The 21,895-nt window shown below is 60.8% G+C and carries 21 protein-coding genes and 1 tRNA gene; 8 read left to right on the forward strand and 14 right to left on the reverse strand.

Features of this window, described 5'->3' with window-relative positions; all coding sequences use genetic code 11:
* Nucleotides 1-2: 2 nt before the first annotated feature.
* The 7 genes from lepB to rpoZ all read right to left on the reverse strand — a co-directional run bounded on the left by lepB (nt 3) and on the right by rpoZ (nt 5,862).
* On the reverse strand, nt 3-752 hold the full coding sequence (gene lepB, locus AC04SF_RS23040; RefSeq protein WP_095203241.1) for a signal peptidase I: 750 nt from the start codon (nt 750-752) through the stop codon (nt 3-5).
* 77 nt (nt 753-829) lie between these two features.
* Nucleotides 830-1,243 carry a holo-ACP synthase gene (acpS, locus tag AC04SF_RS23045; RefSeq protein ID WP_488479649.1) on the reverse strand — a complete coding sequence of 138 codons (414 nt, stop codon included), beginning with the start codon at nt 1,241-1,243 and terminating at the stop codon, nt 830-832.
* Nucleotides 1,240-1,839 (reverse strand): DUF2062 domain-containing protein, encoded by a 600-nt coding sequence (locus tag AC04SF_RS23050; protein ID WP_488479738.1) that lies wholly within the window; start codon nt 1,837-1,839, stop codon nt 1,240-1,242. Before AC04SF_RS23050 ends, acpS begins: the two co-directional genes overlap by 4 nt.
* Before the next feature lie 261 nt (nt 1,840-2,100).
* Complete coding sequence (locus tag AC04SF_RS23055; RefSeq protein WP_488479650.1) at nt 2,101-2,481, reverse strand: VOC family protein; 381 nt, start codon at nt 2,479-2,481, stop codon at nt 2,101-2,103.
* A 13-nt stretch (nt 2,482-2,494) separates the two neighbouring features.
* The gene (gene pyrE, locus AC04SF_RS23060; protein WP_488479651.1) at nt 2,495-3,073 is read right to left on the reverse strand and encodes an orotate phosphoribosyltransferase; all 579 of its coding nucleotides are present in this window, start codon (nt 3,071-3,073) and stop codon (nt 2,495-2,497) included.
* Between the two features lie 30 nt (nt 3,074-3,103).
* Nucleotides 3,104-5,332 carry a RelA/SpoT family protein gene (locus AC04SF_RS23065; RefSeq protein ID WP_488479652.1) on the reverse strand — a complete coding sequence of 743 codons (2,229 nt, stop codon included), beginning with the start codon at nt 5,330-5,332 and terminating at the stop codon, nt 3,104-3,106.
* A gap of 128 nt (nt 5,333-5,460) precedes the next feature.
* Nucleotides 5,461-5,862, reverse strand: coding sequence for a DNA-directed RNA polymerase subunit omega (rpoZ, locus tag AC04SF_RS23070; RefSeq protein WP_056563448.1), 402 nt, complete (start codon nt 5,860-5,862; stop codon nt 5,461-5,463).
* A gap of 326 nt (nt 5,863-6,188) precedes the next feature.
* On the opposite strand from rpoZ, the gene AC04SF_RS23075 reads away from it, so the two are divergent.
* The gene (locus AC04SF_RS23075; protein ID WP_010915096.1) at nt 6,189-6,770 is read left to right on the forward strand and encodes a LabA-like NYN domain-containing protein; all 582 of its coding nucleotides are present in this window, start codon (nt 6,189-6,191) and stop codon (nt 6,768-6,770) included.
* A gap of 11 nt (nt 6,771-6,781) precedes the next feature.
* A complete protein-coding gene (locus AC04SF_RS23080; protein WP_096456309.1) occupies nt 6,782-7,438 on the forward strand; it encodes a uracil-DNA glycosylase in 657 nt (218 codons plus the stop codon).
* Nucleotides 7,439-7,448: 10 nt separating this feature from the next.
* On the opposite strand, the gene AC04SF_RS23085 is transcribed toward AC04SF_RS23080, so the two are convergent.
* Nucleotides 7,449-8,462, reverse strand: coding sequence for a zinc-binding alcohol dehydrogenase family protein (locus AC04SF_RS23085; protein ID WP_488479653.1), 1,014 nt, complete (start codon nt 8,460-8,462; stop codon nt 7,449-7,451).
* A gap of 110 nt (nt 8,463-8,572) precedes the next feature.
* On the opposite strand from AC04SF_RS23085, the gene AC04SF_RS23090 reads away from it, so the two are divergent.
* Complete coding sequence (locus AC04SF_RS23090; RefSeq protein ID WP_202350776.1) at nt 8,573-8,935, forward strand: winged helix-turn-helix transcriptional regulator; 363 nt, start codon at nt 8,573-8,575, stop codon at nt 8,933-8,935.
* Nucleotides 8,936-9,086: 151 nt separating this feature from the next.
* Here AC04SF_RS23090 and AC04SF_RS23095 read toward each other — a convergent pair whose 3' ends face one another.
* The 3 genes from AC04SF_RS23095 to dapA form a co-directional block, all read right to left on the reverse strand.
* Nucleotides 9,087-9,797: a glycoside hydrolase family 25 protein gene (locus AC04SF_RS23095; RefSeq protein WP_488479654.1), complete on the reverse strand. Its 711-nt coding sequence runs from the start codon at nt 9,795-9,797 to the stop codon at nt 9,087-9,089.
* Between the two features lie 86 nt (nt 9,798-9,883).
* Nucleotides 9,884-10,363 (reverse strand): SsrA-binding protein SmpB, encoded by a 480-nt coding sequence (smpB, locus tag AC04SF_RS23100; protein ID WP_006202221.1) that lies wholly within the window; start codon nt 10,361-10,363, stop codon nt 9,884-9,886.
* Between the two features lie 25 nt (nt 10,364-10,388).
* Entirely contained in the window at nt 10,389-11,270 is an 882-nt protein-coding gene (dapA, locus tag AC04SF_RS23105; protein ID WP_488479739.1) for a 4-hydroxy-tetrahydrodipicolinate synthase, read from the reverse strand.
* Nucleotides 11,271-11,562: 292 nt separating this feature from the next.
* On the opposite strand from dapA, the gene AC04SF_RS23110 reads away from it, so the two are divergent.
* Nucleotides 11,563-13,593, forward strand: a complete 2,031-nt coding sequence (locus tag AC04SF_RS23110; protein ID WP_488479655.1) for a lytic transglycosylase domain-containing protein — start codon at nt 11,563-11,565, stop codon at nt 13,591-13,593.
* 180 nt (nt 13,594-13,773) lie between these two features.
* Nucleotides 13,774-14,658 carry an alpha/beta fold hydrolase gene (locus AC04SF_RS23115; protein ID WP_488479656.1) on the forward strand — a complete coding sequence of 295 codons (885 nt, stop codon included), beginning with the start codon at nt 13,774-13,776 and terminating at the stop codon, nt 14,656-14,658.
* A gap of 230 nt (nt 14,659-14,888) precedes the next feature.
* Here AC04SF_RS23115 and AC04SF_RS23120 read toward each other — a convergent pair whose 3' ends face one another.
* Together AC04SF_RS23120 and AC04SF_RS23125 are read right to left on the reverse strand one after the other, a co-directional pair.
* The gene (locus AC04SF_RS23120) at nt 14,889-15,965 is read right to left on the reverse strand and encodes a tyrosine-type recombinase/integrase (protein ID WP_488479657.1); all 1,077 of its coding nucleotides are present in this window, start codon (nt 15,963-15,965) and stop codon (nt 14,889-14,891) included.
* 240 nt (nt 15,966-16,205) lie between these two features.
* A complete protein-coding gene (locus AC04SF_RS23125) occupies nt 16,206-17,399 on the reverse strand; it encodes a porin (protein WP_488479658.1) in 1,194 nt (397 codons plus the stop codon).
* A 450-nt stretch (nt 17,400-17,849) separates the two neighbouring features.
* Between AC04SF_RS23125 and AC04SF_RS23130 the strand changes: the two genes are divergently transcribed.
* From AC04SF_RS23130 to AC04SF_RS23140, 3 genes are all read left to right on the forward strand, one after another.
* Nucleotides 17,850-17,940 (forward strand) — tRNA-Ser (locus AC04SF_RS23130).
* A 172-nt stretch (nt 17,941-18,112) separates the two neighbouring features.
* The gene (locus tag AC04SF_RS23135; RefSeq protein ID WP_488479659.1) at nt 18,113-18,355 is read left to right on the forward strand and encodes a GIY-YIG nuclease family protein; all 243 of its coding nucleotides are present in this window, start codon (nt 18,113-18,115) and stop codon (nt 18,353-18,355) included.
* A gap of 124 nt (nt 18,356-18,479) precedes the next feature.
* Complete coding sequence (locus AC04SF_RS23140; protein ID WP_488479660.1) at nt 18,480-19,652, forward strand: porin; 1,173 nt, start codon at nt 18,480-18,482, stop codon at nt 19,650-19,652.
* A 440-nt stretch (nt 19,653-20,092) separates the two neighbouring features.
* Here AC04SF_RS23140 and AC04SF_RS23145 read toward each other — a convergent pair whose 3' ends face one another.
* Nucleotides 20,093-21,775 (reverse strand): tetratricopeptide repeat-containing sulfotransferase family protein, encoded by a 1,683-nt coding sequence (locus AC04SF_RS23145; RefSeq protein WP_488479661.1) that lies wholly within the window; start codon nt 21,773-21,775, stop codon nt 20,093-20,095.
* Between the last annotated feature and the right edge of the window lie 120 nt (nt 21,776-21,895).

Raw genomic sequence — 21,895 nt, forward strand, 5'->3', positions numbered from 1 at the left:
CCCTAATTGACGAAATGGAACAGGCGCGAAACGCGCATCAGCGACGGCCATTTCCAGATTTCGAGAGGGCTTGCCTTGCCGGCGATCGAGAAGAAGACAAGGTTGGCGCGGCCAACCAGGTTCTCGGCCGGAACGTAGCCGACCGTGAACCGGCTGTCGGCGGAATTGTCCCTGTTGTCGCCCATCATGAAATAGTGGCCTGGCGGCACGTCGAATTCGCGCGTGTTGTCGCCGATCGAATTCGGATTGAGGTCGAGCGTGTCGTAGCTGACGCCGTTGGGCAGGGTTTCCCGGTAGACATCGATCGGCTGAGGCATTTCGGTGATATCGGGATTGTCGATCTGGCCGGTCTTCACGCGCGGCACGCCGACGCCGTTGATGAACAGCTGGCCATCCTTCATTTGAATCTTGTCGCCGGGCAGGCCGACCACGCGCTTGATGTAGTCGACGGACGGATCCGGCGGGAACTTGAACACCACAACGTCGCCGCGCTTGGGCTCGGAGCCCCAGATGCGGCCCGAGAAGATGTCAGGTCCGAAAGGCAGCGAATAGCGCGAATAGCCATAGGACCATTTGGTGACGAACAGATAGTCGCCTTCCAGAAGCGTCGGCCGCATCGATCCCGACGGGATCGAAAAGGGCTGGAACAACAGCGTGCGGATGACCAGGGCGAGCAAAAGCGCCTGGACGATGACGCTGACGGTTTCGCCAAGCCCGCCGGATTTCTTCTGGGATTTTTCAGCCACGCTCATGTCGTCCTCGATTGTGCGTTGGATGTATAGAGTCTCGGCGCGCGCTGGGCAACGTCAATGCCGGTCGTCAAATGCAATCAATGTGGCGCTTCTTCGACGGGCAACGCCTCGATGATCACAAAGGCTTGAGCGAGCGGAAAATCATCCGTGATGGTGAGGTGGATCGCCGCGCGATGGCCTTTCGGCAGGATCTTTTCCAGCCGCGCCAGCGCGCCACCGGTCAGCGCCATGGTCGGCGCGCCGCTGGGCAGGTTGACGACACCCATGTCGCGCCAGAAGACACCTTGTGCCAGGCCGGTGCCCAGCGCCTTGGCGCAGGCCTCCTTGGCGGCGAAGCGCTTGGCGTAGGAGGCAGCGCGGGCACGTCGGTTCTCCGAACGCGCCTGTTCGACCTCGGTGTAGATTCTCTGGACGAAGCGCTGGCCGTGACGATCCAACGATTTCTCAATGCGCCTGATATCGATCAGATCGCTGCCGATGCCGATGATCATTGTGCGGCGGAACCGACGCTTCCGCCGGGATGAGACGATTGCGCGTGGCGACGCGCGCGCTCGGCCAACCGCTTGCGCCTTTGCTCGCGGAAGACAGTCATGCCCCAGCGCGTGACACCGTAGAACAGGAGGCCGAAGACCAGCCCGAGCGGCACCGCGCCGATCAGCATGGGTTCCAGCACGGGATGCCACAGTCTCGCGAAGGAAAGCGTGTGCAGCATCTCGCCCAGATGCGCCGGCGGACCATGTGCCGGCAGGCGATCGTGCAGGATGAGCTTGCCAGTTTCCCAGGATGCGCCCCACAGAATCGGAAAAGTCAGCGGATTGCCGAAGAAAACAGCGCCGAGCGCCGCCGCCACCAGATTGCCGGCGATCACCCAACACAGAACGGCGGCAATGATGAAATGGAAGCCCACGGGAAAGAACGAAGCGAAGACACCGGCCGCCACTCCGGCGGCCACCGCATGCGGCGTGGCCTTCAGCCGCAGGATGCGCTTCGAAAAATACTGCAGCGAACGCGAAAACGAGCGGCGCGGCCAAAGGTAGGTACGCACCCGTTCGAAAAGGCCATCAGGCTTGCGACGTCGAAAAAGCACTCTGTTCCCGTTCCACGGCTCTCGCGCCGGCAATTTCAGCCGAATGTGAGATGTATCATCTTGCGCTAAACGATCGCCCGATGGCAATCGCAACGTTGATATAGCGACGCGCTTCCGGAAGAACAACCGAACACCGTCTGTGCGGCGCCTACATGTTGCCGTCCTTTCGGCATAGGCAGTCCTCGGTTCGAACATTGGACAATCGCGGCGAATTTATGGAGCCGGCAGTTGCTTCGCCGAAGGACACGGCCTTGCTGACGGCTAAGACCGGTATTCGCTGACCTCGACCAAATTGTCGTCCGGGTCGCGGAAATAGACAGACATCATTGGGCCCCGCGCCCCAATGCGTTCGACCGGTCCCAGCTCGAGCATAACGCCATTGGCGTCGAGACGGGCACGGATTTCGTCGAGCGGCCGTTCGGTGATCAAGCAGAAATCGCCTGACCCTGGCGTCGGCACCTTCGCCTTTGGCTCAAAAGTGCGGCGGACTTCGTGGACATTGATCTTCTGGTTGCCAAAAGCCAGCGCCGTCGGTCGGCCCGGCGTATCGATGCGCTCAAAGCCCAGCACGCGCTGGTAAAAGGCGCAGGTCGCTTCGAGCGACGCCACCGTCAGCACGAAATGATCGATACCGACGATCATCTCGCCCTCCTCGCTAGATATTGCGGCTGCCGGGCTTCACCGCCGGTATCGCGGCGAGTTCCGGCGGCAGCCGGTCCGGCGGGTAGGCCGGAACCTCGTATTCGGCGAGCGCGATCAGCGGCACGCCGACATGGGTCTTGCCGGCCGAACGGTCGATGATGCAAGCAGCGGCAACCACCTCGGCGCCAAGCTCACGCAGGCAGTCGATGGTTTCGCGGATCGAGAGCCCCGTGGTGACGATATCCTCGACGATGACAACGCGCGCTCCCCGAGCTATCTCGAAGCGGCGCAGGCGGAACTCGCCCCCTTCCCGCTCGACCCAGATCGCCGGCACGCCGAGATGGCGTGAAGTCTCGTAAGCCGGAATCAGTCCGCCGATCGCCGGGCCGACAACATAGTCGATCTTGCCCGGCACAGCGGCGCGGATCTTCTCGGCCAATGCCTTGCACAGCCGCTCGGTCTTGTCGGCATGCATAAACACCCGTGCTTTTTGCAGGAAGACCGGGCTGCGCAGGCCCGACGTCAGGATGAAATGCCCCTCCAGAACGGCACCCGCCTCACGGAAAATGCCCAGCACTTCATCGGTCTTCATCTGCGCCTATTCCCTCATAGATCAGTCGTGTCAGCCATTTACACGCCGTGCGTCGCTGACGCTGGAATTGTCCTTGAGCTGCGATAGCAGCCGGTTGAGATGCTTCAGATCCCAGACCTCGAGATCGATCAGCATTTCGGTGAAGTCGGGCGCGGTTCGCACCATCGACAGCGTATGGATGTTGGCATCGTTGGACGCAACGACCTGGGCGATATCGGCGAGCGAGCCCGGCGCATTGATGGCGGTGACCGAAACACGCGCGGGAAAGCGTTCCTTGGTGCGCTCGTCAATGTCCCAACGCACATCGATCCAGCGCTCGGGCTGATCGTCGAAGGCCTGCAGTGCCGGCGACTGGATCGGATAGATGGTGATGCCGGTGCCCGGCTGGACGATGCCGACGATGCGATCGCCCGGCACCGCGCCTTCCGGCGCGAAGCGCACCGGCAAGTCGCCGCGCACGCCGCGGATCGGCACGGCGCCGTCCCGCGGCTGGTCCTTGTCCTTGCGCGCGGCGCGGCCCGGAATCTGGAACAGCATGCCGGCGGCGTTGCGGATCTTCGACCAGCCCTCCTCGCGCTGCTTGGGCGCTGCCGGCGTGACACGCTCGTCCTTGTAGTCGGGGAAGACCGCTTTCATGACATCGGCGGAAGCAAGTTCGCCACGGCCGACCGACGCAAGCACGTCCTCGATGTCCTTGCGCGCCAGCCGGTGCAGAACCGGCTTCAGGCTTTCCTTGGTGAAATTCTTGCCGGCCCGTTCGAAGGCGCGCTCCAAAATGCGCGCGCCTAGACCCGAATACTGCTTGCGGATGGCGTTCTTGGTGGCCCGGCGGATGGCGGCGCGCGCCTTGCCGGTGACGACGACCGATTCCCAGGCGGCCGGCGGCACCTGCGCCTTGGAACGAATGATCTCGACCTCGTCGCCGTTCTTCAGTTCCGTCATCAGCGGCATGATGCGGCCATTGACCTTGGCGCCGACGCAGGTGTCGCCGACATCGGTGTGCACCGCATAGGCGAAATCGATGGGCGTGGCGCCGCGCGGCAAGGCAATCAGCATGCCTTTCGGCGTGAAGCAGAACACCTGGTCCTGGAACAGTTCCAGCTTGGTGTTTTCGAGGAAATCCTCGGGATTGTCGCCTTCGGCAAGCTGCTCGATGGTGCGCCGCAGCCAGGCATAGGCGTTGGTCTCCTTCGAGATCGCATGACCGGCACCGTTCGTCTTGCCGCCGGTGTCCTTGTAGATCGAGTGCGCCGCGACGCCGTATTCGGCGATCTTGTTCATCTCGCGGGTGCGGATCTGCAGCTCGACGCGCTGGCGCGACGGCCCGACTATGGTGGTGTGGATCGAGCGATAATCGTTCTGCTTCGGCGTCGAGATGTAGTCCTTGAAGCGGCCAGGCACCATCGACCATGTGGTGTGGATGGCGCCGAGCGCGCGATAGCAGTCCTCGACCGTATCGACGACGACGCGGAAGCCGAAAATATCGGACAGCTGCTCGAAGGACAGTGCCTTGGCTTCCATCTTGCGGAACACCGACCAGGGCTTCTTCTGCCGGCTTTTCACGCCGGCGTTGATGGCATGCTTTTCAAACAGTGCCGACAGCGCCTTTTCAATGTCGGTCAGCACGTCCTTGTTGCGCTCGAAAATCTCGGCAAGCCGCGCGGTGACGGCGCGGTAGGCTTCCGGATTGATGAAGCGGAAGGCGATCTCTTCCAGCTCCTCGCGCATGCCTTGCATGCCCATGCGCCCGGCCAGCGGCGCGTAGATGTCCATCGTCTCCTCAGCGATGCGCAGGCGCTTGGCCTCCGGCATGTGGTCGAGGGTGCGCATGTTGTGTAGGCGGTCGGCGAGCTTGACCAGCAGCACGCGCACATCTTCCGAGATCGCCAGCAGCAGCTTGCGCAGGTTTTCCGCCTGCTCTGCCTTCTTGGAGACGAGATCGAGCTTCTTCAGCTTGGTTAGGCCCTCGACCAGCTTGCCCATTTCGGGGCCGAACAGATCGTCGATCTCGGCCCGCGTCGCGGTCGTGTCCTCGATTGTGTCGTGCAGCAGGGCGACGGCGATCGTCGCTTCGTCCATGTGCATTTCGGTGAGGATGGCGGCGACTTCGAGCGGATGCGAGAAATAGGGGTCGCCGGAAGCCCGCTTCTGGTGGCCATGCTTCTGCATGGCATAGACATAGGCCTTGTTGAGCAACGCCTCGTTGACGTCAGGCTTGTAGCGCTGGACGCGCTCGACAAGCTCATACTGACGCATCATGGGCGGAATCTCGCGGTGCTGAAATGATTGATGCGCCGCACTAGCGTACGGCGCACCTCATAGATAGCCACGAAACTGACCGGACGGAAGTGCCGGAAACGTATTCCGGGCAGGTCCAGAGTGCTGGCTTAGTAGTCGTCGCTCTTTTCCGGCGGCACCAGACCCTCGATGCCGGCCAGCAGGTCTTCCTCGGTCATGCGATCGAAGGTGATGTTGTCCTCGGCGTCATCGGTTTCGGCGGCTGCAACGGCGCCGCCGGTTTGGTCGGCAATCACTTCGCCGTCGGCTTCGGGCTCATCAACCTCGACATGCTTCTGCAGCGAATGGATCAGATCTTCCTTGAGGTCGTCGGGCGACAACGTCTCGTCGGCGATCTCGCGCAAGGCGATGACCGGGTTCTTGTCGTTGTCACGAGGAACGGTGATCTGCGCGCCCTGGCTGATCTGGCGAGCGCGGTGGCCGGCCAAAAGCACCAGCTCGAAGCGGTTGTCGACCTTGTCGATGCAATCTTCAACGGTTACGCGGGCCATGGACTGCCCCTTTCATGCCTGGATTTGATGGAAAACAGGCGCGGTCCATAACCCGAACGCCACCAAAATACAAGCATCATGCCAAAGTCGGCGCTGCAGGACACGCAATCCTGCGGTCAAACACTAGATTGAAGCAAAACGCCGTTGCGTCCATGGCGCCCTATGCCGCGATCACAATTGCTTGCGTTGCGCCATCTCGCCTTGGATTGCCAGCAAACTGGCGTTATCTCGGATGGACAAGGTCAGCCGGTTTATTATGAGCCTGACCGATAGTCGCTACCGCATTTCGTTTAGACGGCCGCATTTTTCGAAAAGGAATATTTTCCATGTTCGACCCTCGTGAAAAAATCGCCCTGTTCATCGACGGCGCCAATCTCTATGCGACGTCGCGGGCGCTCGGCTTCGATATCGACTATCGCAAGCTCTTGTCGAGTTTCCAGAAGCGCGGCTATCTCTTGCGCGCCTATTACTACACGGCGCTGGTCGAGGATCAGGAATACTCCTCGATCCGCCCGCTGATCGACTGGCTCGACTATAACGGCTTCAAGGTGGTGACCAAGCCGGCCAAGGAATTTACCGACTCGACCGGCCGCCGCAAGATCAAGGGCAATATGGACATCGAACTTACCGTCGATGCACTGGAACTCGCCGATGTCGTCGACCACTATGTCATCTTCTCCGGTGACGGCGACTTCCGCACGCTGGTCGAGGCGCTGCAGCGGCGTGGCCGCAAAGTGTCGATCGTCTCGACCATGGCCTCGCAGCCGCCGATGATCTCGGACGATCTGCGCCGCCAGGCCGACCATTTCATCGACCTGACGACGCTGAAGAACGAAGTCGGCCGCGATCCCTCCGAACGGCCCGTACGGCGGCCCGAACCGGCTGAGGTCGATGAGGACGACTACTGAGACCGGGCGCCTTGACCGCCCTCTCCGCTTCCGAACCGAACCGCGACTGCCCGCTCTGCCCGCGGCTGCATGATTTCATTGCGCAGTGGCGGCAGCTCGAGCCATCCTGGTTCAACGCGCCGGTGCCGACTTTCCTGCCGCTGGGCGGCGAGGATAGCGTCCAGCTTCTGATCGTCGGGCTGGCGCCCGGCCTGCGCGGAGCCAACCGCACCGGCCGCCCCTTCACCGGCGACTATGCCGGCGACCTGCTCTATTCGACCCTGATCGCCCACGGCTTTGCCCGCGGCGAGTTCAAGGCGCGGCCCGATGACGGGCTGGAGCTCGTCGGCACGGCGATCACCAACGCGGTGCGCTGCGTACCGCCGGAGAACAAGCCGGTCGGCGCCGAAATCTCCACCTGCCGCACATTCCTGGTGCCGACGATCGCCCGCTTCCCAAACCTGCGCGCCGTGCTGGCACTGGGATCGATCGCGCACCAGTCCACCGTGCGTGCGCTCGGCGGGCGCGTCGCCGCCTATCCGTTCAAGCATGGCGGGCAATTGCCGGCCGGCGGCATCACGCTGTTTTCGAGCTACCACTGCTCGCGCTACAACACCAACACCGGCGTTTTGACGGAGGAAATGTTCGTCAACGTGTTCAGCGAGATCGCGGCGTTCCTGCGGACATAGTGCCGCTCTTTTAGAACCCCTCCAGCACGATCTTACCCTTCGCCTTGCCGGTCTCGATCAGCGCATGGGCGCGTTTCAGATTGGCGGCATTGATCGGACCGAACGTCTCGCCCAAGGTGGTGCGGATGGTGCCGGCGTCGACAAGTCGTGACAGTTCGTTGAGATGCTCGCCCTGCGCGGCCATGTCCTGCGTCTCGTACAGCGAGCGGGTGAACATCAGTTCCCAATGGACCGAAACGCTCTTGCGCTTGAACGGATTGATATCGAGCGTCTGCGGATCGTCGATCAACCCGAACCGGCCTTGCGGAGCGATCAGTTCGGCGATCTCGGCCAAATGCCGGTCGGTATTGGTTGTCGAGAACACGAAGGCCGGTGCGCCGATGCCGAGGGCAGCGACCTCGGCAGCCAGCGGCTTGGAATGATCGACGACATGATGGGCGCCAAGCCCAAGCACCCAGTCGCGTGTTTCAAGCCTCGATGCGGTGGCGATCACCGTCAGATCGGTCAGTTGGCGCGCAAGCTGGACCGCGATCGAGCCAACGCCGCCGGCGCCGCCGATGATCAGGATGGCATTCGCGGCACCCACGACAGGCTTCTTCACATCAAGGCGGTCGAACAGCGCCTCAAAGGCGGTGATCGCTGTCAGCGGCAGCGCCGCCGCTTGCGCATAGTCAAGCGAGCCGGGCTTGCGGCCGACAAGGCGCTCATCGACAAGGTGGAACTCGGCATTGGTGCCCTGCGGCGCGAGCGCACCGGAATAGAAAACGTCGTCTCCAGCCTTGAACAGGCTGGCATCCGGACCCGTTGCAACGACCCTACCGGCAGCGTCCCAGCCGAGCACGCGCCAGCTTCCGGCTTCGGGTTTGGCACTTCGCCTTATCTTGGTGTCGACCGGATTGACCGAGATCGCCTTCACCTCGACCAGCAGTTGACGGCCTTTCGGCTCCGGCTTGGGCAGGTCGATATCGACGAGGGAGGCCTCATCGGTGATGGGGGCTGGGATCTGATAGCCGACGGCGCGCATTTTTGTCTCCGCGATTGCTGTTGAGCTTTGTCTGGGGCAGAGATGCGGACTATGCGCGTCAAGCGCAAGAATGCACATATAAAGCACATAGTGTCGAAAAGGATACCGTCATGCCGCGCATTCGCCATGAGCGATTCGATTGCAGCCCCGGCTGCACCGTGGAGGGAACGCTGCGCTATATCGACGGAAAGTGGAAAGGCGTTGTGCTCTACCATCTGTTCCAAGGCACGCTGCGCTTCAACGAGATCCGCCGGCGGATTCCCAACTGCACGCAGCGCATGCTGACCAACCAGTTGCGCGAGTTGGAAGCCGATGGGCTGATTGCCCGCAAGATCTATCCGGAAGTGCCGCCGAAGGTGGAATACAGCCTGACGCCGCGCGGCAGAAGCCTGGAACCGGTGATCACCGCCCTGAAAGTGTGGGGCGATGCGAATGTGACGCTGGCGCCGGAGATGGCCCAGGCCGCGGCTTGAAGCGGCGGCGGCTCAGCAATGGCAAGGCACGCTGCCGAGGCGGTTTGACGATGCCGGCAGCAGCCGGATCGTCAATGCATACAAGAGCATAGCCCGGTTTATGAAGAAACAGATTCGGACTTGCAGCCCCGATCGATTCGGCCAGAAGACTTCAATGCGCTGACGCAAGCAGCGCCGCCAATTTCTCCGGCCCGCCCTGCAAAATGTTGAGGTCGACGTCACCCACAATACCGTCCACGCGCCCCCTGTTGTGGTATTGCCAATAGACCCAGTCGTGGCGGTCAGGCTCCATGAGCAAGGAGCGGAGCCAGAGCGGGCGAGCGGCGATCTGCCCGGCATAGGCGGCCTCAGCTTCATCGGTCAGATAGACGATCGCCGTCTTGCCGAACGCCGCCTCGACAGGTCCAAGGAAAGCCTGAAGTTCGGCATTCAACTGTTCGGGCGATGGACGTTGCGGACAATTGCCGCCGAACTCGATGTCGACGACCGGCGGCAGCAAGGGCTGATCGTGCGGCACGACCGAGATGAAATTCTTCGCCTGGTCGGCGCCGGGCCGGCAGAAGGTGAAGAAATGGTAGGCGCCGACGGCGATGCCGGCCGCGCGGGCCTCACGCAAATTGGTGGCAAAGGTGCGATCGACATGATCGCCGCCCTCGGTCGCCTTGATGACGGCGAAGGCGACATCGTCGGCGGCAACGCGGCGCCAGTCGATCTGGCCCTGATGATGGGAAACGTCGATGCCCCTGACCGGATATTTGGTACGGTCGGGAGAATAGGTGTGGAAGTAGATGAAGCCACCGGCCACGGCCAGCGCTGCAAAAACCAAAGTGACCGATCCCCAGAGGATGATCCGGTTCTTCAAGGCTGCCCCCTCTGGTATCTGCCGACCGCGCTTGCACGAAACTTGAAAGCCAAGCAGGCTTTTCTAGGGCTACCGCCAGATGTCTCTCACCCACGCTCCTTCAAGAGCCGGCCCTTCTCGCGCGACCAGTCGCGCTGCTTCTCGGTCTCGCGCTTGTCGTGCAGCTTCTTGCCGCGCCCCACGGCGAGCAAGAGCTTGGCGCGGCCCTGGTCGTTGAAATAGATTTTAAGTGGCACCAACGTCATGCCTTCACGGTCGACGCTCTGCGACAGCTTGGCCATCTCGCGCTTGTTGAGCAGGAGTTTGCGGCGCCGCCTGGGCTCGTGGTTGAAGCGGTTGGCCTGCAGATATTCCGGCAGATAGGAGTTGATCAGCCAAATCTCTCCGCCCTCGACCGAGGCATAGCTGTCCTGGATGTTGGCCTGGCCCTGGCGCAGCGACTTGACCTCGGTGCCGGTCAGCACCAGGCCGGCCTCGATCGTGTCGAGCACCTCATAGGAAAACCGCGCCTTGCGGTTTTCCGCAACGGTCTTGTTGTTGGGATCGGCTTTTCTGACTTGATTCATAATGCGGAGAGGTGGCGCCTCATTCCTAGTTAATCAAGCCGGCGTGCTTCATCGCCGCATCGATCTTCTCGGCCGTCGACTGTTCGACCGTGACCAGCGGCGAACGCAGCATGTTCTCGACCTTGCCCAGCTTCGACAGCGCGTATTTGGCGCCGGACACGCCGGGCTCCAGGAAGATCGCCTTGTGCAGCGGCAAGAGACGATCCTGCAGCTCGAGCGCCTTGGCGCTGTCGCCGGAAAGCGTGGCTTCCTGGAATTCTGCGCACAGCCGCGGTGCGACATTCGACGTCACCGAGATGCAGCCGACACCGCCATGGGCGTTGAAGCCGAGCGCCGACGCATCCTCGCCGGAAAGCTGGATGAAATCCTTGCCGCAGGTCATGCGCTGCTCGGACACACGCTCGACCTTGCCGGTCGCGTCCTTGACACCGACGATGTTCTTGAAGTCATGCGCCAGCCGGCCCATCGTCTCCGGCATCATGTCGATCACCGAACGCGGCGGAATGTTGTAGATGATGATCGGCAGCTTGGTCGCCTTGGCGACAGCGGCGAAATGCTCGTAGAGGCCGCGCTGCGTCGGCTTGTTGTAATAGGGAGTGACGACCAGGGCGGCATCGGCGCCGGCCTTTTCGGCATATTGCACGAGGCCGACGGCTTCCGCGGTGTTATTGGAACCGGCGCCGGCGACGACCGGAGCGCGGCCCTTGGCCACCTCGATGCAGACCTTGACGACATGGCGGTGTTCGTCATGCGACAGCGTCGGCGACTCGCCGGTCGTGCCAACGGGAACCAGGCCAGTCGTGCCTTCCCCGAGCTGCCATTCGACAAACGCGCGAAAGGCTTTCTCGTCGAAACGCCCGCTCTTTTCGAACGGTGTCACGAGCGCAGTAAGCGAGCCTCTCAGCATGTCGTCCAACTCCTTGGGACTTCTTTGTTTATGCATGTCGTTGTTCCCAAAACCGGTATCCACTTTTGGGCGACATGCATCGGTGTTTTGTCGTGCGCGCCTTCTAACCGAAAGCGAAGCGGCGCACCATAGTCTCGACATGGTTGCGCGGCAAGCATTGCCATGGTGCCAGCAAGCGCAATTCGAACGGCCTCGATAACCTTTTGTTTACGAGCCCTTCACGACCTAAGTTTAGGCTTCGAGGCTTCTTCGCCTGCTGATAAAATGCTGGATTAGGGAAAGACACGAAATCATGCCGACCAGTCGGCCCCACCTCTTCGCGCTGCTTGGCGCCATTGCCGGGCTGATGCCCGGCGTGGCGATCAGCGGCAGCGTCGATGCGCGGGTCACCTCGGCGATCCCGATGCCGAGCCCGCAGGACAATGCGCAGCAGGCCCCCTCGCCCAGCGTTGCGGTGTTGAAGAGCGGGTTGGACGCTCTGGCGGCCGGCGATATTCCCACCGCCCGCGGTGTGCGCGATGCGCTTCCCGCTCAATCGCTCGATCAGCACATACTGGCCTGGGCGATCGCGCTTTATGGCGGCGACAAGGTTCCGAGCGGCGACATCGCCGCCGCCGCGAAGATGCTGCCCAACTGGCCGGGCACCATTGCCCTGCGCAAGAACAGCGAGCGCGCGCTCTACCGCGAGAACCCTGCCCCCGACATCGTCATTGCGGCGTTCGATGGCAGCCAGCCACAGACATTCGAAGGCGTCATGGCTCTCGCCGGCGCCTATGTGGCGAACGGCAACGTCAAGGCGGCGCGCTCGGTGCTGTCGCCGTTCTGGCGCACCACGGTCCTTGAAGCCAAGGATGAGACGGCGCTGATCAAGGAATTCGGCAGTCTGATCCCTGCCGCCGACCACCGTTTTCGCATGGACCGCATGTTCTATGCCGACCGGGTGAATTCCGCGCTGCGCCTTGCCGGCCTCGCCGACGCCCAGCAGTTTGCCGAGGCCTGGGCCGCAGCCGACAGAGGCGACAAGAATGCACTGAAACTGCTGAAGGCTGTGCCGGCGGCCCAGCGTTCAGCCGGCTATTTCTTCGCGCAGGCGGAATATCTGCGCAAGCAGGAGGATTTTGCCGGCGCCGCCGCCGCTGTGATGAAGGCGCCGACGGACCGCGAGGCTCTGGTCGATCCCGATGCCTGGTGGGTCGAGCGCCGGGTGCTGTCGCGCGAACTGGTCGACCAAGGCGACATGAAGACGGCCTATAAGATTGTCGCCACCCATGCTGCCGAAAGCGCTGCCAATGCGGCCGAGGCCGAGTTCCATGCCGGATGGTATGCGCTGCGCGGCTTGAACGACCCCAAGCTTGCCGCAACGCATTTTTCGCGTATCGCCGACCTTGCCCAGGGGCCAATGACGCTGTCGCGCGCCTATTACTGGCTCGGCCGCGCGGCGGAAGTCGGCGCCCCCGGCAATGCCAAGGACTATTTTGGCCGCGCCGCCACTTACGGCACGACCTTTTACGGCCAGCTTGCCGCCGAGCGTGTCGGCCGGCAGGCGCTCAACATCGTCTATCCCACGCCAAGTGCCGCCGACCGGCAGAATTTTGCTGGCCGCGAAGCCGTCAGCGCCATCAAGCGACTGCAGGAGGCAGGCTACGACCGCTATGCCGAAACGCTTTATCGCGACCTCGCCGGGCAGTTGACCAGCCCGGGCGAACTGGCGCTGCTTGCTGCCCTTGCCGAGAAACAGGACAACCATTTCATGGCGCTGAAGGTCGGCAAGATCGCCGGCGCACGCGGCATCGATGTCGGTGCGCTGTCGCACCCGCTCGGCGTCATCCCTGATTCGGCCAATATTTCCGGCTCGGGCAAGGCGCTGGCCTATGCGATCGCCCGGCAAGAGAGCGAATTCAACGTCGGCGCCGTATCCAGTGCCGGCGCGCGCGGGCTGCTGCAGCTGATGCCGGGCACCGCCAGGCAACTGGCGAAGAAGGCCGGATTGCAGTTTTCGCAGGCACGGCTGACCACCGATGCCGGCTATAATGCCACACTCGGTTCAGCCTTCCTTGGCGAGCAGCTCGACCGCTTCAACGGCTCCTATGTGCTGACCTTCGCCGGCTACAATGCCGGCCCCAATAGGGCCAGCCAGTGGGTGGCAAAATACGGCGACCCGCGCGGCAAGGACATCGATGCGGTGGTGGACTGGATCGAGCGGATTCCCTACACGGAAACAAGAAGTTACGTGCAGCGCGTGATGGAGAATTACGAAATCTACAAGATGCGTATTTCCGGCAAATACGACATCGTCGGCGACTTGGTGAACGGACGCAGCTGAGGTTCTTTCCTTCTACGTCTCAACCGTCTCGGCGCTGCGCGCCGATCCACCGCCCTGGGCGAGCCACGCGCCTCGCCCGCCCTTCAGGCCCCAAAAGGGGGAGAAGGGAAGGCCTTCATTTGACGCTCCCCGCCCTCGCCTGTAGCAGTCAGAGAAGCAGCGAGAAGGTGGCGTGTCCAGATGTCGAGCACTGAAGGTTTTTCCGACTTCTTCTATGGCGCGCCAGACGGGCTGAGACTTCATGCGCGCGTCTATGGCGAAGCGAATTCCGGACACTGGCCGGTCGTCTGCCTGCCTGGCCTGACCCGCAACGCACGGGATTTTCATGAGCTTGCACTGTATCTTTCGACGCGATCCCCGGTAACGCGCAAGGTGGTTGCCTTCGACTATCGCGGACGCGGGGAGTCGGCCTACGATCCCGATGTCAGCCACTACAATGTCGGCGTCGAGGCCGGCGATATCCTTGCCGGGTTGGCCGCACTTGGGATCGAGGAGGCCGCTTTCATAGGCACCTCGCGTGGCGGGCTGATCATCCATGTGCTTGGCGCGCTGCGGCCGGCCGCGTTGAAAGCCATTGTTCTCAACGATATCGGGCCGGTGATCGAGCCGGCCGGCCTCGCCCACATCCAGTCCTATCTCGAACGCGCGCCGAAGCCTAAAACTTTCACCGCAGCGGTGAATGCTCAGCGCGGCGTTCACGGCAAGGATTTTCCCGTGCTCACCGACGCCGACTGGGCGCGAATGGCGGGGGCGCTCTACCGCGAGACGGATCAAGGGCTGTTGCCGGATTTTGACCCGAAACTGGTCGACACGGTCGCTGGTCTCGACCTGTCGCAGCCATTGCCCGCTCTGTGGCCACAGTTCGACGCGTTGGCGGCCATTCCCTTGCTCACCATCCGCGGCGCCAATTCGAGACTGCTGTCCGAAGACACCATGCGGCAAATGCAAGAACACCACCCGGCGATGGAAACGATCACGGTCGACGGCCAAGGTCACGCGCCATTTCTCGAAACCGGCGGCCTGCCCGGCGATATAGCGACCTTCCTTGATCGGGCTGAACGCTAACGCGCGCCGCGTCTGAACGGATTCATGCCACGCGCTTTAGGTCTTTGTTTTATGCATGTCGTTCTCGCAAACCGAGGCCAATTTTGGGTGACATGCATTGGAGCTGGAGCATGATATCGTCCGAAAACCGCTTCATACTTTTCGGCATCATGCTCTAGACCAAACAAAGTAAACCCCAAGACCATATCTGATCCCGGGGTCATCATCACAGTATATGCAGGCCAGCGGAACTATTTGGCCTTCGAGCTTTTCCCGGACGCTTTGGCCGGCTTCGCTGCGCCCGCCTCGCCTGTATGGCCCCGCTTTGGCGTCGAAGCCGCGGTCAACGGAGACGAAAACACCGAGCTTTCGGCACCGCGCTGCGACTCTTCGCTTCGCGGCGTTTCCAGCACCACGACACAGCCATCGAGATCGTTGGTGGCCAGATGCGCATAGCGCATGGTCATCGACAAGGTCTGATGGCCGAGCCACATCTGCACACGCCTGATGTCGATACCACCCTGGACAAGGCGCGAGGCGCAGGTGTGGCGCAGGATGTGCGGCACGACCTGATCGTCGGCGCCCAGGCCAACTTCGGCTTTCGCCTCGTTCCAGATCGCACGGAACTGTGCCTGGCTCAGTTTGGTGAACGGGCCTTTGGGCCGGCGGCCTTCGGTCGGAGGCAGCTTGATGACCTCCTTGACCCGCTCGGTCATCGGAATGGTGCGGCTGCGGCCGGATTTGGTAATCCAGAAGGAGACGCGATGTTCCTGGATGTCGTTCCAGATCAGCCCGAGCGCCTCGCCGAGACGGCATCCGGTGTCGACCAGGAAGACGGAAAGCCTGTAGGCATCCTCGCTGCGGCTCCTGATGGCAGCGAACAACCTTGCCTCTTCCTCCCTCTCGAGGAAGCGAATCCGTCCCGCCCGCTCCTTCTGGCGGCGGAACTCGGGCAGGCTGTGGATATCTCCCATCTTGTAAGCCTTGCGCAGCAGTTTGCTGAGGGCAGCCATCTTTCGATTGATGGTTGCGTTGCTGTTGCCGCGCTGGCGCAAGGTGCCGATAAGGTTATCAAGGGTACTCTGGTCGACGGCGCTGAAACGCTCCCCAAGGAGGATCTCGTCTATTTCGCCGATGAAAGAGCTGACATTGTATTTATGCCGCCCATCATCCCACAGTATGTCCCGGTAAGCTGAAAAAAGCTCTCCGACCCTGTACGACTTTACTTCTCTTATCTTGTTGTAGGTGTACTTGATCTTTGAGTTCTGAGAAGAAAACATCGAAAACGGATCCGGGGGGCTACCCTCTTGAATCGCTTCGTTGGTCATAATTGATCACACCCCCGAGTGGATAGATCAGCCCTACCCGCTTGGAAGCGTCCTTTCAAGAGATTTTAATCACGCGGTTGTGATCTCATCCGCCCATCAACGGATCCCACGATATCGTCCCGCGGATTTATTCAGCTACCGATTCCCCCTGTTCCTTCTGTTGCGTTGACCAGTCACGAAACAAAAACAGCCCGGGCGTTTGCGCGCCCGGGCTGGATTTCACCTGTAAGGAACCAGCCCTTAGAAGGAGCGCTGGAAGCGGAGCATGCCGCCGACGCTGTTCTTCTTGTCGGCATTGGTCCAGTTGACGGCATCGGTGGTGACTTCACCGAACCGGCCTGCGTGGAGATAGTCGACTTCGGCCGTAACCGTGAAGCCGGGAACGATGTCGTAAGCGATGTTCGCAGCGACGCCGAGGTTCTTCCACTCGTCATACGAGATCTGGGTGTTGAACGAGGCCTTCTCGTTGAACTTGTAGGTGCCGCCACCCCAGACTGCCCAGTTGCCGCCCCACTGCTTGTAGAAGCCGCGACCGCTGGCCGGGATTGCGTTGGTCGGATCGTTGAGATTGTTGTCGCTGCCATAGCCGCCAATGATGAACAGCGACAGCGCGCTGGAAACGTTCACGTCCAAGCGAACCTTGCCGGCCACTTCCTCGTAGTTGCTGTCATAAGCAACGACGCCGCTGATGCCACCCCAGCCCTGCGTCCACTTCAGACCGCCGACGACATGCGGCATGTAGCTGTCGATCGTGCCCACGACGCCCTGGCCTTCTTCGAGCGAAACCACGGCCGAGAAGCCATTGCCAGCGTCGAAATAATACTGAACGACATTGGTGTCGAAATCGCCATAGGGAACGAGCGTGTCGTTGATGACGTTGCCAGCGTAGCCGATGAACGTATTGAAGGCCGATTCGTCCTTACCAACGCGGAGACCACCGAGCTGGATCCAGGCGAAGTTCAGCGACACACCCTTGTTGAAGGCAGGATTGCCTTGGAGGGTGGTTACGGTTCCGCCGCCGGTGGTGTCGGCGGTGGTGCTCTGGCCGTAGTTATTGCGGTTGCCGAAATTGAAGCGGGTCTCGGTGTAGGTCTTCAAGGTGCCGAGCTCGGTTTCCTGACCGGTCCAGGTCTTCAGCGAGAGGCGGGCGTTCTTGTACCAGGTGCCCTGCTCTTTGCCGCTCTGATGGTCAAAGGACTTCGCGCCATCGAACGAGCCGACGTCGCCACCGCCGATGTCATAACGGACGTAGCCGCCGATGCGCAGGCAGGTTTCGGTGCCGGGGATGTAGAAGTAGCCAGCGCCGTAGACGTCGCAGATCTTGACGTATTCAGCGGGTTCCGGCTCGGCGACGACGACGGCGTCGGCGGCGCGCGCACCGGAAACTGCGATCAGGGCCGCAGCGGAGCCGAGAAGAAGGCTCTTGATGTTCATTTTCTGACCTCCAGTCAAAAGTTAAAAAACGGGTCTGGGTATTCTTTGCTGAAGGACAGCGTTCCCTGCCCCATCCCCACTACCGAAAAAGATGCGCACCGCGCCGCTCCTTCGAATTCGACATTACCCATGAGGCGGCGGCGTTCAACCACGATCGTACCTGCGAAAGGGCTGTTCGGCTGCTATCCCCCAGCGTTGTTGCACAAATGACACGATTTGGCCTCACTCAGAAAGCTCTCGTTAACCATTGGCCCCGCCGCAGCGGCCTATTTCCAGCCGAATCCGGCAACCGGCCGACGGAATCATGGCAAGGCCGCGAGTCACCGGCCCGGGAATTGCCGCAGAACCGCCGCACCTGGGAAAGCCGCGGTTCGGTGCGCCGTTATTTTTCCATATAATGACGCGGACTTGTTGATTGTGCCGGCGCTTTTCTTTATCCAGCGGCGCAACGGAGAGGTGGCCGAGTGGTCGAAGGCGCTCCCCTGCTAAGGGAGTAGAGGTCAAAAGCTTCTCGTGGGTTCGAATCCCATCCTCTCCGCCATCCTGCTTCGCGCTGCGCGCTTCGCAGGACAAGCCCAACCTTCCGCACGAAGCAGGATGCCCTCCGAAGCCTCGGCGAAGGAGGGCGGCAAGTACCTAAAATTCCTCGTAAAACAGGGTTGGCAGCCGCCCTGCTGCGAAGCAGGATAGCCTTGGCTAGGGAGGGGTGGTTCGTGTGGTATGTCTATCTGTTGGAAAGCAAGGCTGTGGAAGGTGAGCGCTATATCGGGTTAACTTCAGACCTGAGGCGCCGGCTTGCCGAGCACAATGCCGGAAAATCCAATCATACGGCTAAGTTCCTGCCGTGGCGGATCGTGAGCTACACGGCCTTCTCGAACCAGGCCAAGGCGACTTCATTTGAGCGCTATCTCAAATCCGGTTCCGGGCACGCTTTTGCCAATAGGCGCCTGTGGTGAAGGCTCGCATCCTTAGTGAAATCCAAGAACTTCTCCTGGAAAATCGTGCAAATACAAAAAGTTAAGGCAAAAACGCGCATTATCAAAGCCGCCGTTTCGTTCGATTCTGACTGGAGGTCAGAAAATGAACATCAAGAGCCTTCTTCTCGGCTCCGCTGCGGCCCTGATCGCAGTTTCCGGTGCGCGCGCCGCCGACGCCGTCGTCGTCGCCGAGCCGGAACCCGCTGAATACGTCAAGATCTGCGACGTGTACGGCGCTGGCTACTTCTACATCCCCGGCACCGAGACCTGTCTGCGCATCGGCGGCTATGTCCGTTACGACGCCGCCGGCGGCGATCTCGGTTCATTCGATGGTGCCCGCACCGACGACGTCACAAGCGGCAAGAACCAGGGGACCTGGCTGAAGAATGAGCGCTTCACGCTGAAGACCTGGACCGGCCAGGAAACTGAACTCGGCACCTTGAAGACCTACACCGAAATGCGCATGAATTTCGGCAACCACGCCGCTAACGACTACGTCAACAGCGCCGGCAACAAAGGGTTCGACCTGCACTTTGCCTGGGCCCAACTCGGCGGCCTGCGCGTAGGTTTGGACGAATCGGCCTTCGACACGTTCATCGGCTACGCCGGCAACGTCATCAACGATACGCTGGTTCCCTATGGCGGTTTCCAGACCAATGAAATCCAGTACTACTTCGACGCCGGCAACGGTTTCTCGGCAGTGGTCTCGCTCGAAGAAGGTTCGGGCGATGGCCTCGGCTATAATACCGCGATCGGCGTGGGCACGATCGACAGCTACGTTCCGCATGTCGTCGGTGGCGTGAAGTACACGCAGGGCTGGGGCGCCATCACCGGTGTCGTCGCCTATGACAGCAATTACGAATCAGTGGCAGGCAAGGTTCGCTTGGACGTCAATGTCTCGAACGAGTTGTCGCTGTTCGTCATGGGCGGCTACGGCAGCACCGGGAAGCTTGACGATGCACCCCCGATCGGCGTTCCCGCAGCAGGCGGTCGCGGCTTCTACAAGCCATGGGGCGGCCATTGGGCCTTCTGGACCGGCGGCACCTACAAGTTCAACGAGAAGACCTCGTTCAACGTCCAGGTGTCTGGCGATCAGTGGAAGAACTATGGCCTTGCGGCGAACGTTGCCTACACGCTCGTTCCCGGCTTCACGGTCACCGGCGAAGTTGACTACCTCCACGACGGCAAGTTCGGCGAGCTCGACAACTCGAACTGGACCGCTGCCGACAAGAAGAACAGCGTCGGCGGCATCATCCGCTTCCAGCGCGACTTCTAACACCAGGTATTTTGGGATGCAGAAACCCGGCGGGCGACCGCCGGGTTTTTCTTTATCTGTTCGAGCGCATCGTGTCGACGGATACAGGCGACGCACCGGAAGTTTTTTGTTCCACCATCTCAGAATCCGCAGGCAGCCGGAGACACTTGACTACCCAGGCATTCGGCAAGCCAAAGCCTCGTTTCGGCGCACCATAGCAGGCGTTTCCGATTGGCTGATGCCTCACAGCTTCAACATCCTTGGGCATCGCGATGCGAAGGGGCGTGAGGACTCAAGCATACATCCCGTAGCCGTAGCAGAGGAATGCGATGGGCAGCATCTGAACCGCAGCAACGTTCTCGAGCCAGGCCATGAACCCGCATACCGCACCGAGTCGCTTCCTGTCGCTTCGCGCCGGGATGACGAAGTGGTGGTTCCGGCAAAGGATCCGGAAACCGCCGTCAAATTTCCGCGAGATCGCCTAATGCCTCGATCAGCGGTTGAACCTCGCTTTCGTAATTCTTCCACCGCTTAACCGAGGATTTGTAGATCGGCTGCCGAACCTGCCAGCGGCTCGGCGTGGTGACCGAGCCCTCTCGATCGAAGAAGCGCAAGCACGCGTCATCCCAAGGCAGCCCGAGATAATCGATGAGACGGCGCGACTGCTCTGCCTGGTCCTCGACAAGGGTTTCGTAGCGATTTTCGAAAATGCGTCCCGGAAAAACCTTGTTCCAATGCCGCATCAAACGGTCATATTCACGGTAGTACAGGCCGAGCGTTCGCAGGTCGCTATTGTAGCTGTGTCCTTTGGAAAAGGGCAGGACAAAGCACGAGACGCAATTGTCAATCGCGTCGCGGCGGCAGTGAATGATGCGCGCATTAGGGAACAGAAGCGCGATCAGCCCGATCAGTTGAAAATTATGCGGCATCTTGTCGACAATGCGCAACGCGGCCGGCGCTTGCTCTCTCAGGTAGGATATATGCTCATCAGACAGAGTCTTGATCAGCTCCGGCGTGAGGGAATTGACAGACCGAACCACATCTCCGGCCGACGACGGTTTGAGGCCGATCGCATTGGCGATGCGCTTCAACTTGCTAAGCTCCCCAGCGCCATGGACGTTGGGGTGGCTGGCCAGGATCTGTTCCGTCAGTGTCGTACCGGAACGGGGCATGCCAACCACGAACACGGGCGCCTCGGACGGATTGCCAAAACCGGACGCGGCGGCAAACAAACCCGGCGTGAAGGTTTCGATTACCGAGTCGATCCAGCGACTATACTGGCCGATATCGAACTCGCATCCGACAACCTGTTTCGCCTTGTTAAAATGGTGCAATGCCTCTTTGTAACGCTTGAGATCGTTGAAAACCTTGCCCGCGGCGTGATGGAGCATTTCAGCGCCCTCCGAATCGAGCCTGGGATTGCCAAGTTCCTTCAGGATGGACTGGAGTTCTGGAGGTTCGGCGGTAAATTTTCGTGTCTGGACCAAATCGTTGTAGGCGACGGGTAGGTTGACGCGGCGTTCGATTGTTTCCTTCAAATATACGCCGGCTTCATCCATACGCCCCAAGCTGCTCAGCGCGGCAGCCATTCCGATTCGTACCTTGGGGTGATCGCGGTTGATGTTCACCGCCTTCTCGTAGAGCGGCAAGGCCAAGGAGGGCTTGCCAGACGCAACGTATGTTCTCCCTAATGCACAAAGTGCATCTATCAAATCAGGCCGCAGTTTCAGGGCATACTGTATATGTTTGATTGCGGGCGAAAATTCGGAAATCACCAGATAAGCTTCGCCAAGGCTCAGATGATAGTAGGGGTTGTTGGGCACTTCTCCAACCGCCCGTGCGAAGTAGCGCAAAGCCGCCTCGTCGTCATAACCCAGGCAAAGCGTGCCCATGATGTACAAGGCCAGCGGATGGTTTGGCGTGCGCTCTAAAACCTGCAGGCATAAGTCCTGAGCCTCAACAAGCCGGTTGGCCTGTTGATACTCATAGGCTTTCTTCAGCAACAAATCGTCAGCGCGTGCGCGTGCGAACGAATTTGTTTTCGGCAGATCCGCTTGTATCGGACCTGTCTGTGACAATCCAGGTTTCGGCGCAGCGCTGGACTTGAGGTGTTTAGACCAGGCGGGCGGAAGACGATTGTTCATGGTTTCTGGCTAGCAAAAAAGGCAGCCTGAATCCAGCTTCGGACAAGCCATCCTGCAGAAGGAAACCATCACTTTTCCGTCGTCAACCGGAGACACTGCGATCAGATGTTCTGCCAAGCC

Source organism: Mesorhizobium sp. CNPSo 4671 (assembly GCF_057784245.1).